This is a genomic window from Bradyrhizobium sp. U87765 SZCCT0048 (genome assembly GCF_018131225.1).
Classification (GTDB): domain Bacteria; phylum Pseudomonadota; class Alphaproteobacteria; order Rhizobiales; family Xanthobacteraceae; genus Bradyrhizobium_A.
The window spans coordinates 404,766-418,097 of record NZ_JAFCMM010000005.1 but is presented as its reverse complement, the minus strand read 5'-3'; the positions used below and the strand labels follow the sequence as shown (position 1 = coordinate 418,097).

10 protein-coding genes are annotated in these 13,332 nt (G+C 68.7%); 2 read left to right on the top strand and 8 right to left on the bottom strand.

Translation table 11 applies throughout. The features are described 5' to 3' along the window. Positions 1 to 162: 162 nt before the first annotated feature. From JQ639_RS28590 to JQ639_RS28575, 4 genes are all read right to left on the bottom strand, one after another. Positions 163 to 1,104, bottom strand: a complete 942-nt coding sequence (locus JQ639_RS28590) for a DUF2167 domain-containing protein (protein ID WP_249122833.1) — start codon at positions 1,102 to 1,104, stop codon at positions 163 to 165. A 232-nt stretch (positions 1,105 to 1,336) separates the two neighbouring features. Then, positions 1,337 to 2,767: an outer membrane protein gene (locus tag JQ639_RS28585; RefSeq protein ID WP_211962760.1), complete on the bottom strand. Its 1,431-nt coding sequence runs from the start codon at positions 2,765 to 2,767 to the stop codon at positions 1,337 to 1,339. A 201-nt stretch (positions 2,768 to 2,968) separates the two neighbouring features. Further along, positions 2,969 to 4,351, bottom strand: a complete 1,383-nt coding sequence (locus JQ639_RS28580) for an outer membrane protein (protein ID WP_211962758.1) — start codon at positions 4,349 to 4,351, stop codon at positions 2,969 to 2,971. A 190-nt stretch (positions 4,352 to 4,541) separates the two neighbouring features. Continuing rightward, complete coding sequence (locus tag JQ639_RS28575) at positions 4,542 to 5,987, bottom strand: outer membrane protein (protein ID WP_211962756.1); 1,446 nt, start codon at positions 5,985 to 5,987, stop codon at positions 4,542 to 4,544. A 374-nt stretch (positions 5,988 to 6,361) separates the two neighbouring features. On the opposite strand from JQ639_RS28575, the gene JQ639_RS28570 reads away from it, so the two are divergent. Further along, on the top strand, positions 6,362 to 8,014 hold the full coding sequence (locus tag JQ639_RS28570; protein ID WP_211962754.1) for a S10 family peptidase: 1,653 nt from the start codon (positions 6,362 to 6,364) through the stop codon (positions 8,012 to 8,014). A 400-nt stretch (positions 8,015 to 8,414) separates the two neighbouring features. Here the strand turns inward: JQ639_RS28570 and JQ639_RS28565 are convergent, their stop codons facing one another. Then, positions 8,415 to 9,170, bottom strand: a complete 756-nt coding sequence (locus JQ639_RS28565; RefSeq protein WP_211964918.1) for a carbonic anhydrase — start codon at positions 9,168 to 9,170, stop codon at positions 8,415 to 8,417. Positions 9,171 to 9,333: 163 nt separating this feature from the next. Between JQ639_RS28565 and JQ639_RS28560 the strand changes: the two genes are divergently transcribed. Beyond that, on the top strand, positions 9,334 to 10,131 hold the full coding sequence (locus tag JQ639_RS28560) for a DUF2189 domain-containing protein (RefSeq protein WP_211962752.1): 798 nt from the start codon (positions 9,334 to 9,336) through the stop codon (positions 10,129 to 10,131). A 45-nt stretch (positions 10,132 to 10,176) separates the two neighbouring features. Here the strand turns inward: JQ639_RS28560 and JQ639_RS28555 are convergent, their stop codons facing one another. The 3 genes from JQ639_RS28555 to JQ639_RS28545 form a co-directional block, all read right to left on the bottom strand. After that, positions 10,177 to 10,914, bottom strand: a complete 738-nt coding sequence (locus JQ639_RS28555) for a class I SAM-dependent methyltransferase (protein ID WP_211962751.1) — start codon at positions 10,912 to 10,914, stop codon at positions 10,177 to 10,179. Between the two features lie 145 nt (positions 10,915 to 11,059). Next, on the bottom strand, positions 11,060 to 12,418 hold the full coding sequence (locus tag JQ639_RS28550) for a globin-coupled sensor protein (protein ID WP_211962750.1): 1,359 nt from the start codon (positions 12,416 to 12,418) through the stop codon (positions 11,060 to 11,062). Positions 12,419 to 12,494: 76 nt separating this feature from the next. Then, positions 12,495 to 13,316, bottom strand: coding sequence for a helix-turn-helix domain-containing protein (locus tag JQ639_RS28545; RefSeq protein ID WP_211962749.1), 822 nt, complete (start codon positions 13,314 to 13,316; stop codon positions 12,495 to 12,497). Positions 13,317 to 13,332 lie beyond the last annotated feature (16 nt).

Sequence of the window (13,332 nt, the reverse complement as noted above, 5' to 3'; positions counted from 1 at the left end):
ACGGCGATCCCTGACATCAGTGCATGACGTATGAACATGTATTCCCCTAGCCCCTCTGGATTGAGAGGAGGGCGTGATAGCTATCATATTACCGGTTGTCCAGCGCACAGTCGGCTGTGACGAACGACCGTCGGACGCAGGCAAGTCGGCGGCGCAGCGCCATCAGGCGGTGCCGCCCGGCGTGCCGCCGTCCTGGCGTGGCTTGCGGCGAAACAGCTTCAGCACGGTACCGCCGGCGACCGCGACGCCGACCAGGATGATCTTGCCGAACTTGAGCACGGTCGCCGCCAGCAGCGCGAGCAGCCCCAGCTTCTTGGCCGCGACGCCGCCGACCAGAGCCATCAGGCCGTACTGCGCGACGCGATCGGTGCCGGCGCTGAAATCCTCATAGCGCTTGCCGACATTGTAGACGAGATCGGCGAGCAGCTCGTGCGCCACCGCCTTGTCGGTGGCGATGGTCTCCGATCCGGTCAGCAGGTTGAGGCTGAAATAGCCGTCGCGGCCGAGCGCGTAGGTGTTGTAGTTGATGCCCGTCGCCGCGCCGTCGGGGGTGCCCTTGTCCTTGGCGAGCAGCGACCACACCAGGCGGTGGGTCCTGGCGTCATAGGCCGGCGGCTCGACCCAGCCGACCACCTGCATCTCGGGAAAGCCGCGGGCGACGCGATCCTTGTTGGCCTCCTCGACGCCATCCCTGATGTTGTTCAGGAGATCGTCGGCATTCCAGGTCTTCGCCTCGTCGTCCTTGATGTAGCCTTCCTTGATGTGGCGGATGACGACGATCCAGCGGTCGTTGGCATGGGTGCCAACCACGAGGCCGACCAGGGTGGCGTCACCCGGCAGATTGCCGAGCGCGCGCAGCACGCGCGAGGCCTCGGCCTTCGGCACGAACAGCTCGCCGCGCGGCAATTGCAGCACGCCCTGGTCGATCAGCATCACGTCGGCGGGGCCGCTGGTGCCGGCCTTCTCCGCCGCCTGCCAGGCGGCGACCCTTTCGGCGCGGCGCGCCTGTTCGCTCTGCTGCGCCGGCTGCTGCGCCGACGCCGGCGCGATCGCCAGCACCGCGAGCCACGCCGCGGCTGCAGCCACCATCGTCGTCCATCGCATTCCGGACTCCCACCGCAAGGACCGCGCAGCGCCGAGGCACCGCCGCAATCGACATCACACGACGCGCGATTGCAACGTGCGAACAATGCGCGCGGGACTATAGCGATTTCCGTTGACGGCGGCACCGTGCCGCCGGAACGGCAACCGTGCAGGACGCGCATGGCCGCGCAAACAAAAACCCCGGCCGCGAGGCCGGGGTTTGAGCGGGCGATCCCGAAGGGATCGGCGGGCCTCAGTACTTCGCCACCACCGGGGTGTTGAAGTGATAGTTCAGCCCGGTGCGGAAGATGTGCTCCTGGGCGTGGCTGTTCACGAACAGCGAGGAGTTGGCGTTGATCGGCAGGTTGACGTTGGACTTGCCGAGGTCGACGTAGAGGTACTCGGTCGTCGAGGTCCAGTTCTTGCCAAACAGGCCGAAGAACTCGAACGGCGACTCGAGGCCGGCGCCCACCGTCCAGCCGGTGCGGGTGTCGGACTGGGTCGCGGTGCCGACATTGACCAGCGACACGCTGGTCTTGACGCCGCCATAGGCGAGACCGCCGGTGACATAGAACAGCGACGAGCCGACGCCATAGCCGACCCGGCCGCGCACGGTGCCGAACCACTGCATCTTCTGGTCGAACGTGATCGTCTGGATCAGCGCGCTGCACAGGATGCACGGCTTGTCGTCACGCTGCGACGACCCCTGGATATCGGCCACCAGGCCATAGACCCAGTTGGCCGCCTGCCAGTTGTAGCCGACCTGCGCGCCGCCGAGATAGCCATCGGGGCTGAGGAAGAGCTTGCCCGGACCGGCGAGCGCCGCACCGTTCTGGATGCCGCCGATGGAGCTCGGGTTGCGCGCGGTCGCGCCGCCGGCGTTGCCGCCGACATACCAGCCGCCCCAGTTGGCCACGGGCTGCGGCGCGACAAGGCCGCTGCCGCCGAGGCGGTAGTTCAGGCCGACGCGGAAGATGTGCTCGCGGATGTTCGACGACGACGCAAAGCCGGCCGCCCCGGGCAGAATGCCGGGATTGTTGACGCTGCCGAGATCGACATAGAGGTACTCGATCTTGCCGGTCCAGTTGCCGCCGAGCGCCGCCTCGACGCCGGAGCCCACCGTCCAGCCGGAGCGGGACTGCTTGAAGCTGGAGCTGCCGAGCAGCGCGTTGCTGTAGCCGGTCTGGACGTTGCCATAGGCGAAACCGCCGGTGAAATAGCTGAGCACCGGGCCGGTGGCGAAGCCGACACGGCCGCGCGCGGTGCCGAACCAGTCGAGCTTCTGGCTGTACTGCAGACCGCCGGCCTGGGTGCACGCGGCGATGGCGAGGCCGCAGGTGCGGTCGTCCTTGAGGCCGGTGCCCTGGATGTCGGCCTCGACGCCGAGCACGACGTTGCCGAGCCCGAAATTGCCACCCTGCCAGTTGTAGCCGATCTGGCCGCCGCCGAGCGCACCGAACGGGCTCAGGCGGTTGGTCTCGCCGACGCCGATGGCGCTGGTGGTGGTGGTCTTGTCACGGCCGAAGCCAAAGCCGGCGTTGACGCCGAGATAGAAGCCCGTCCAGTCGTAGGCCTGCGCGACCAGCGGCGGCGCCTTGGTGTAGGTGCGGGCCGGAAGATCGGCGGCCTGGGCGGCGGAAACGGCGGTGGCGGCGGCAAGCGCCGTGGCAATGACGTACTTCAAAAGACCCCCCTGCAATTCCGGACACTGAATCTTGTGCAATGTTGATGGAGTCGTATCCGCAGGCAGGAGGATTGTCTGTGCCACCGGGGCCACACCCTGCGACAAAGATGCACACCCGGCCGCTTCGTCCACCGCCGCAACAAAAAACCCCGGCCGCGAGGCCGGGGTTTTTGTCGGAACGCGATGCGTGCCGGGGAAGGCTCAGTACTTCGCCACCACCGGGGTGTTGAAGTGATAGTTCAGGCCGGTGCGGAGCGTGTGCTCCTGGGCGCGGGTGGTGAAGGTGGTGCCCACCGCGACGGTGTCGGTCGACTTGCCGAGGTCGATGAACAGGTACTCGGTCTTCGAGGTCCAGTTCTTGCCGAACAGGCCGAACAGGTCGAACGGCGATTCGATGCCGCCGCCCACCGCGTAGCCGGTGCGGGTCTTGGAGTAGGACGCAACGAGGACGTTGCTGAAGTTCAGGTCGGTCTTGACGCCGCCATAGGCGAAACCGCCGGTGGCGTAGAACAGGGTCGAGCCGACCGAGTAGCCGACGCGGCCACGCACCGTGCCGAACCAGTTCATCTTCTGATTGTAGCTGACAAAGGCATTCGCGGTGCAGGTCACGCCGCAGGCATAGTCGTCCTTGAGCGAGCCGCCCTGGATGTCGGCTTCGAGGCCGTACACGATCGCGCCGGCCTGCCAGTTGTAACCGGCCTGCACGCCACCGAAGTAGCCATCGGGGCTGAGGTTGAAGCGCTCGCCGAGGTTGGCGCCCTGGATGCTGCTCTTGTTGAGCGCGGTGCCGCTGCCGCCGTTGCCGCCGACATACCAGCCCGACCAGTTCGCGACCGGCTCCGGCGCGTACGGGGTGCCGCCGATGCGGTAGTTCAGGCCGGCGCGGAAGATATGCTCGCGCACCTGCGAGTTGAAGGTGTAGGCGCCGAGCGTGCCGACGCCGCGCTGGGTGCCGAGGTCGACGTAGAGATATTCGATCTTGCCGGTCCAGTTGCCGGCCAGCGCCGCCTCGACGCCGGAGCCGATGGTCCAGCCGGTGCGGGTGCTGCTGAAGCTGTCGTTGATCACGCCGGTGAAGTCGGTCACGCGCGACTTGACGTTGCCGTAGGCGAAACCGCCGGTGAAGTAGCTGAGGACCGGGCCGGTGGCGACACCGATGCGGCCGCGCGCGGTGCCGAACCAGTCGAGCTTCTGGTTGACGTTGACGCCGGCGCCCGCCGCGCACACCAGCGTGCAGGTGCGGTTGTCGTTGAGGCCGGCGCCCTGGATGTCGGCCTCGAGGCCGAGCACGACGTTGCCGAAGCCGAGGAAGTTGCCGTACTGCCAGTTGTAGCCGATCTGGCCACCGCCGACGCCGCCGAGACCACCGACGCGCGAGCGCGGATCGAAGATGCCGCCGTTGATATCGGTCTTGCTGCGGCCGAAGCCGACGCCGGCGTTCACGCCGACATAGAAGCCGGTCCAGTTATAGGCCTGGACGACCAGCGGGGGCGCCTTGGTGTAGGTGCGGGCCGGAAGATCGGCGGCCTGGGCCGAGGTGACGGCGGCGACAGCAACGGCCGCGGCAATGGCGTAGGATTTCAAGGCAAAGCCCCCAACAGAGGTCAAATTCACGGAATCGGACCACTTTCCTAGCCGCTGCCGGCCGCGCTGTCTGTGGTTTCGGCGACACAGCTCGCAACAAAGACGTCGCGGCGTAACATCCGGGCGCTGAAAACAGCAAAAACCCCGGCGCAAGGCCGGGGTTTTCGCAGCAAACGACGGTCCGGAGGGCTCAGTACCGGGCCACGACCGGGCTGTTGAAGTGGTAGTTCAGGCCGGTGCGGAACACGTGCTCCTGGGCCTTGGTCGAGAAGGTCAGGCCGGTGCCGGTGATGACATCGGTCGAGCGGCCGAGGTCGACATAGAGGTACTCGGTCTTGGAGGTCCAGTTCTTGCCGAACAGGCCGAAGATATCGAACGGCGATTCGATGCCGCCGCCCACCGCGTAGCCGGTGCGGGTCCGCGAGAACGACTGGGCGAAGGCGGTGCCGAGGAAGCTGCCGGCGACGTCGGTCTTGACGTTGCCGTAGGCGAAGCCGCCGGTGGCGTAGAACAGCGTCGAGCCGACCGAATACCCGATGCGGCCGCGGGCGGTGCCGAACCACTGCATTTTCTGATTGAAGGTGGCGAGCTGCGGGATGCCGAGGAAGCAGCCGAGCTGGCAGGGCTTGTCGTCCTTCTGGCTCGAACCCTGGATGTCGGTCTCCAGGCCATAGACCCAGGCGCCCGCCTGCCAGTTGTAGCCGATCTGCACGCCGCCGAGGTAGCCGTCCGGCGCCAGGTTGAACTTCTCGTTGGTGAGGGCGGTCGCCGCCAGCGTGCTGCGGTTCAGCGCGGTGGCGCCGCCGACGTTGCCGCCGAGATAGACGCCCGACCAGTTGGCCACCGGCTCCGGCGCGTACAGGCCGACGCCGCCGATACGGTAGTTCAGGCCGACGCGGAAGATATGCTCGCGGATCTGCGAGGAGTAGGCATAGGCGTTCGGCAGCAGCGCGGCGCCGTTCTGGGTACCGAGATCGACATAGAGATATTCGATCTTGCCGGTCCAGTTGCCGCCGAGCGCGGCCTCGACGCCGGAGCCGACGGTCCAGCCGGTGCGGGTGCTGCCGAAGGTGGTGGCGAGCGCCGGGTTGGAGAGATCGGTGACCGTGGTCTTGACGTTGCCGTAGGCGAAACCGCCGGTGAAGTAGGTCAGCACCGAGCCGGTGGCGAGGCCGATGCGGCCGCGCGCGGTGCCGAACCAGTCGAGCTTCTGGTTGAAGGCGAGGCCGGTGCCGTTGAGGCAGGTCACCTCGCAGGTGCGGCTGTCCTTGAGGCTGCCGCCCTGGATGTCGGTCTCGACGCCGAGCACGATGTTGCCGAGGCCGAGCAGGTCGCCGTACTGCCAGTTGTAGCCGATCTGGCCGCCGCCAAAGCCGCCGAGACCGCCGAGGCGCGAGGTCGGGAAGCCGACCGGCGGCGCTCCGATCGCGGCCTGGGTGGTCGAGCGGCCGAAGCCGACGCCGGCGTTCACGCCCGCGTAGAAGCCGGTCCAGTTGTAGGCCTGCACCACCATCGGCGGCGCCTTGCGGTAGACCTTGGCGGGCAGATCGGCGGCGGACGCCGAACCCGCGGCGAATGCGGCGCCTGCGAGGGCGAACACGGACCCGACGATGCGGGTCGACGTCACGGCTTTCATCACAAGGTCCCCCAATCCCGGCCGAACTGATGAGCGAATGTCGACGAACACTGTGTCTGGAGCGTACGCCAATTGCCGTCCGCGCGCTGTGCCCGCTGCGCCACAGCGTCGCAGTTTCGGAACGGCCGATGGAACTCGCTGGGCGTTGATAACATTTAACAATTTATGAATTTGGGGCGCCTGTCGCCGGCCGCGGCACGTCATCGGACCGTCATTGAAAGCGCCGGCCGGGGATACCGTGCACCGCCGGTCGTGCCCCTGATTCCCGCGGCCGTTCCGCGCCACCACATCCGCCGCAATCGGCCGCCACGGTGCCGGCGCCGTCGCCGTTGCGGCGGCCCCGGCATCCCCGGGAAGACCGCACAGGACATGGCATGACGACGACGCTCCGCACCCAGGCAGATCGATGGCTCGCGGGCGCACTCGCGCTCGCCCTCGGCAGCACGCTGCTGCTCGGCACGCCGCGCGCCGTCCATGCCGAGGACGCCCTGGCGAAGGCCGCCGATGCCGCGGCCGCCGAGGCCAGGACCGGCGACGCCAAAACATCCGAGACGAAGACGTCCGAGACGAAGGCATCCGACACGAAGGCATCTGACACCAGGAGCGCCGACACCAAAGCCGCCGGCGCACAGGGCGTGCTGGCGCTGCTGCCCGCCGATGCGGTGACCAGCCATACGCTCACCATCAATGGCCGCGCCCTCGCCTACACCGCAACCGCCGGCACCTTCCCGCTCTATGGCCAGACCGGCGAGCGCACCGCGGCGGTGTTCTACACCTCTTATGTCGCCAAGGACGCGCCCGCCAACCGCCCGATCACCTTCGTGTTCAACGGCGGGCCCGGCGCGGCGTCGGCGTACCTGCATCTCGGCCTCGTCGGGCCGAAGGTGCTCGACTTCGGCCCGAGCGGCCGCGACGGCTCCCATGCCGCGCTCGTCGACAATCCGCAGAGCTGGCTCGCCTTCACCGATCTCGTGATCATCGATCCCGTCGGCACCGGCTGGAGCCGCACCACGAAGGCCGACGACAGCAGCTTCTTCGGCGTGCAGCCCGACGCCCAGGCGATGGCCAAGGTGATCGCGCTGTATCTGGCGCGCAACGGCCGCAGCGGCGCGCCGAAATATCTGCTGGGCGAAAGCTATGGCGGCTTCCGCGCCGCCAAGACCGCGCAGGCGCTGCGCCAGTCCCAGGGCGTGATCGTCGCCGGCGTGATCATGCTGTCGCCGCTGATCGACGGCTCGCTGATCTTCGGCTCCAACCGCTACCCGCTCGGCGCGGCGCTGCAGCTGCCCTCGCTCACCGCCACCGAACTGGAGCGGCGCGGCGCGTTCACGCCGCAGGCGCAGGCCGATGCCGAGCGCTTCGCCATGACCGACTATCTCACCACCCTCGCCGGCGCGGCGCCGACCGGCGATGCCGCGCGCGCCTTCTATGGCCGCGTCGCCGCGCTCAGCGGCCTGTCGCCGGAACTGGTGACGCGCACCCGCGGCTTCGTGCGTGATGCATTCCTCAAGCATCTGCGCGAGCGCGACCAGTCCGTCGTCAGCATCTACGACGCCGCGCTCGCCGCCCCCGATCCCTATCCCGACAGCGACGGCCGCGGCCCCGATCCCGTGCTGGAAGGCTTCACGCGCGCCTATGGCGGCGCGTTCGCCGCCTACGCCCGGGAAACCCTCGGCTTCAAGACCGACATGACCTACCAGCTGCTCAGCATGGAGGTGAACAACAAGTGGAAGTGGGGCGACGGCGACGGCTCGCGCCGCCAGGCTAATGCGAGCGACGACATCCGCGAACTGCTGGCGCTCGATCCCTCGTTCCGCTTGATGGTCGCCCATGGCTACAGCGACCTGATCACGCCCTACGGCGTCAGCCGCTACGTGCTCGACCACCTGCCGCGCGAGCTCGCCGAGGGCCGCACGTCGCTGAAACTCTATCGCGGCGGCCACATGCTCTACACCATCCCCGCCTCGCGCGCGGCGCTGACCGCCGACGCCAAAGCGTTCTACGACGCCGACGGCCGCAAGGACTGAGACGTGGGCGCCAACCCATCTCCTCATGGTGAGGAGCGCGGCAAAGCCGCGCGTCTCGAACCATGAGGCCCCGCGCGTCGCGCTGGGCGAGGCGCCCCGGCCTCATCCTTCGAGACGCGGGCTGCGCCCGCTCCTCTGGATGAGGAAGGTCATGCCCGCGCGCGACAGCGATGGGGGCGGATGCGCCTCGATCATCCACCACGTCATTCCGGACACCGCGAAGCGGCGATCCCATCTCCAGCGCTCAGCAAGATCAAAGGTCAAGATTCCGGGTCCGTCACCAACGGGCCGCGCGACGTAACGCCATCATGAAAAGACGCGCTTTCTATCTTTCTCTGTCGTGGCCGGGCTTGTCCCGGCCACGACAAACATCAAGGTCGATGGTTGCTTCGCAACCGCCCTAACCCGAGCGCAGCACGTCGCGGCGGTTCACCTTCTGGGCGGGACGCGCGTTCATGGCGTAGAGCTTGGCGAAGCTCGCGACGTCCGCCTCCGCGACCTCGACCGGCGTCGTCAGCAGCAGCCACTCCACGGTCTCGGCGCAGGGCGGCGTGGTCAGCGAGCCGGGATAGCGGTAGTAGCTGCGGGCCGCCGGGAGCAAGGCCGCCGCATCGATCGCCGCCGGCGCCTTCACCGCCGGCCCCGCCGCCTGCGGCATCGCCGCGGTCACCGCCGCGAACGCCGCATTGGCCGCCCCCGTGGCCATCAGCACGCCGACCACCGCGAGCGCGCCGGAGGCGTCCCGGTGCACGAAATGCACCTCCATCGGATAGCTCTTGCCGTCGATGAGGTGCTCGCTCGGCCGATGGAAATGAAACTGCAGCAGTTGATAGGTGGCGTCGGCGACCCTGAGGGTGCTGCCACCGGCGGCGTTGACCTGGATGGTGTGGCCGTTGTTGACGATGGTGTCGACGCCGCCCTTCCAGTCGATGACCAGCGGCGGCAGCTCCGCACGCACGGACGAACGGATGTCGATCGGCGACTGCTGGCCGCCGACGCCGCACACCTTGCTCGCGGCGTCGAGATCGCCCCAGTGGCCGGGCCCCTCCGCTCCCTCATAGCTCCAGTGCGGCCCGTCGGCGGCGCGACCTGCGGTGGCGCACAGCGGGCACAGCGCGAGGCCGGCGAAGGCCTTCAAGATCGAACGACGTTGAATGGTCATTTCATCCTCTTCCCCCAGCTCCAATCCGGAGCGCTCCGCGGTCGTGCGCGGCGGCGGGAACCAAGACACGGGGCGCAGCCCCGGGGATTGATATCGATCAAAGCGCGCCCTGCCGTTGTCGGCCGGAATGGCAAAAACAGGCGGCAGGAGGCGACGCATGAGCTCGATATCCGGCAAGACCGACCCGGTGGTGCGCAGGATCGGCGCCGCCGACATCGCCGAGGCGCTTGGCGACGGCTTTCGCGACTTCAAGGCCGCGCCGCGCTTCGGCCTCGCCTTCGGCGCGCTCTATGCATTCGGCGGCATGGCCATCGTCGCCTGCGTCAGCGCGCTCGGCCTCGGCTATCTCGCCTATCCGCTCGCCGCCGGCTTTGCGCTGGTCGGGCCGTTCGTCGCCGCCGGCCTCTACGACGTCAGCCGCCGCATCGAGCAGGACCAGCCGCTGTCGTTCGCCGCCGTCTGGCGCACGGTGCGCAGCCGCGGCGAGATCGGCTGGATGGCATTCGTGACGCTGTTCGTGTTCGTGATCTGGATGTATCAGGTGCGGCTGCTGATCGCCCTGCTGCTCGGCGTCAACGCCTCGTTCACGAGCTTCAGCGAGTTCGTCACCGTGGTGCTGTCGACCCGCGAGGGCCTGCTGTTCCTGCTGATCGGCCATCTCGACGGCCTGCTGCTGTCGATCGTGCTGTTCTCGCTGACGGTGGTGTCGTTCCCGCTGCTGCTCGACCGCGATGTCGACTGCGTCACCGCGATGATCACCAGCGTGCGCGCGGTGACGACCAATCCGCTGCCGCTGCTCGGCTGGGCGCTGGTCGTGATCGTCGTGCTGGTGGTGTCGGTGCTGCCGACCTTCCTCGGCCTGCTGGTGACGCTGCCGGTGCTCGGCCACGCCACCTGGCATCTCTACCGCCGCATCGTCGCGCCGGAGGATGCCACGGCGATGCGCGCGGTGTGAGCGCGCCGCCCGCGGGCCGGCGCCGGCATCACCGGCGCATCGGCGTCATCGTGCCGCGACGATCGCGTGCATGCGGCCCGCAGGTTCGTTGCGCCGGACGGCAAGACCGAGGCCGGTCAGTTCGTCCGCGAGCGCGGCCGGGCCGAGGCGCAGCTTGCGGTAGCTGCTCTTGCGCAGCGTCCAGCCATCATCCGTGCGCACATGCACGAGATCGCTGACGACGACCGTCTCCGGCTCGTAGTCCAGCACGCACACCATGATGCGGTCGGCATCGGCCCGGACGGGCAGGAAGCGGTCGAGGCCAGCCAGCGCGGCCGACAGGTCGCGGAAGGTCAGCACCAGCAGACCGCCGGGCTGCAGCAGATCGCGCACCTTGCCGAGAACGCCGGAGACCTCCGCCCGGCTTGCCAGATGGGTGAGCGTGTCGCCCATGCAGACGATCGTCTCCACGCTGCCCGGCCCGGCGAGGCGGTCGACATCCCGCAGGTCCGCCAGCACCGTCTCGACCGTCCGATCGCCCTTGTGGGCGTCGAGCTCATGCAGCAACGCCTGGCTGGTATCGACGGCGATGACGCGCTGAAAACCGAGGTCTGCAAGCGCCAGCGACTGAAACCCGGGGCCACAGCCGAGATCGATCGCCGTCCCGTGCACGCCCGCTTCCACCCCGAGGGCCGCGAGCGTGTCGCGCTGCTCCGCCACCTTGGCGGCGAACGGAAGCCCGAACATCCATGTGTAGTGTTCCGCAAGCAGCGTGTCGTAATGGCGGGTGACGGTGTCGGTCATGGCGCACTCCCTGGCCTCGAGGCCAACGCCTATGCACCGCCGCGGCGCGCTTTTCCAGACAGGGACGGCGAATGGCAGCGTCCCGCGCGCGCCTCCCGCATACGCGCCGCACGCACGCGACGCGGCGCGTTCGCCCGACAGCGCCTCAGGCCGCGCGCACGGTGGCGAGAAACGTGTCGACTTCCAGCCGCAGTTGCTCGGACTGCGCCGACAGTTCGGACGCCGCCGCCAGCACCTCGTCGGCGGCCGCGCCGCTCTCCCCCGCCGACACCGTGATGCCGGAAACGCTGTGCGACACCTGGCCGGTGCCGCTGGCGGCGAGCTGGACGCTGCGCGAGATCTCGTTGGTCGCCGCGCCCTGCTGCTCGACCGCCGCCGCGATCGCCGACGAGACGTCGCTCATCGAGCGGATCACCGAGGTGATCGAGGCGATCGCCGACACCGAGTCGGCGGTCGCGCCCTGCATGCCGCCGATCTGCGCGCGGATATCGGACGTCGCCTTCGCGGTCTGCTCGGCGAGCGATTTCACCTCCTGCGCCACCACGGCGAAGCCGCGCCCGGCCTCGCCGGCGCGCGCCGCCTCGATGGTGGCGTTGAGCGCCAGCAGATGGGTCTGCGAGGCGATGTTGTTGATCAGCTCGATGATCGCGCCGATGCGGTCGGCGCCATCGGACAGGCGCTGCATCTTGTCGGCGGCCTGATCGGCCTCGCGCGCCGCCTCGGTCGAGACGCGTGCCGATTCATTGACCTGCCGCGAGATCTCGCGGATCGAGCTGGTGAGTTCCTCGGCCGCGACCGCGACGCCCTCGACATTGGCGCTGGCGGTGCTGGCGGCGCTGTCGGCATCGGCCGCCTGCGACGTCGCCTGCTGCGCAAGGCGGCTCATCGCCTGCGCCGACGACTGCAGCTGCGTCGCCGCCGACGCCACGATGTTGACGACGCCGCCGATCGTCTTCTCGAAATCGACCGCGAGCTTGTCCAGCGTGCTGCGCCGGTCGCGGCGGCCGGCCTCGATGTAGACGTCGATGGCGATGTCCATGTCGAGCAGCGCGGCCTTGACGATGGCCTGCTGCAGCAGCGCATTGCGGCGCGCATCGCCGCCGGTCCGTCCGAACAGGCCATTGGCGGTGGAGCGCCGGCCGACGACGCGCAGCAGGCCGGCGATCAGCACACTGTAGCCGCCGATGTACCAGCGCGGCTCGAGGCCGAGCCGGTTGTGGACCTCGCCGATCCTGGTGACCGAGGCCTCGTAGGCATCGTCGAAACGGCCGTCGAGGATGATCGCCCAGTGCTGCAGCTGCATCGTCTTGGCATGCTGCATGTGTTCGCGGCTGCGAAAGAACCGCGCGGTCTCCTCGAACCGCGCGACGTGGTCATAGAAATCGTCGAGCACCGCGGGCATCTGCGCGACGATCAGCGGCTTCGCCTCGCGCAGCGCGGCGAGCATCTCGCCGTCGATCATGTTGAACGCGAGTCTACGCGAAATTCCTGATGCCTCGGCCATCGGCGCCGCTCCGTGTGGTATCTTCAGCAGCCATCGTTAGCGGCCCGCGCTTAATCGCGGTTTTGCCCGTTTCGCGTCAGGCGCACTCAGCGCGCGACACGCCGGCGCGTTCGTCGATGCGCGCGCGGCCGAGCGTCGCCGACGGCAATTCGCCGAACGCAGCGCGGTAGTCGCGGGCGAAATGCCCGAGATTGGTAAAGCCGCAGGCGAACGCGACGCCGGTGACGGAGGACGCCGCCTCGCTGCCGCCGAGCAGCGCGCGCGCCCGCCGCAACCGCATCAGCTTGAGCACGCGCGCCGCGCTCATGCCATGGCGCGCGAAGTGGCGCTGCAGCGACCGCACGCTGGTGCCGCAGCGGCGCGCCACCTCCGAGAGGCCAAGACGCCCGCCGCTGTTGTCGGTGATGAGCTGGATCGCGGCGCGGATCGCCGGCGGCACGTCGTCGCTGTCGCGCATCGCGACCAGCGGCGCGAAACCGTCGGACACGGCCTCGCCGACCACGATCGAGGACACCGGCGGCCGGCCGTCGCGCCACGCGCCGTCGTCCTGCGCCACCGGCTCGATGGTGCGCACGACGCTCTCGCCGTCCGCGCCGTTGCCGGGCAGCGCACGCAGCGTGACGTTGGCCCACACCCGCGATCCGTCGGCGCGCAGGTAGCGCTTGCGGATGGTGTAGCCGTCGATCTTGCCTTGCGCGAGCAGCGCGCGCTGCGGCGCCTCGCGTTCGCGGTCCACCGGGTCGACGAGGTCCTGCAGCGACTTGTGATCGTCGGCGAGTTCGGCGGCGGAGCAGCCGACGAGGCGCAGGAACGCGCGGTTGGCGAAACGAATGTGGTCACGACTGTCGTCGGTGAGCACGACGGCCACGTCCAGGCAGTCGAGAACCGAACTCAACATGATCCTATCCCCCATG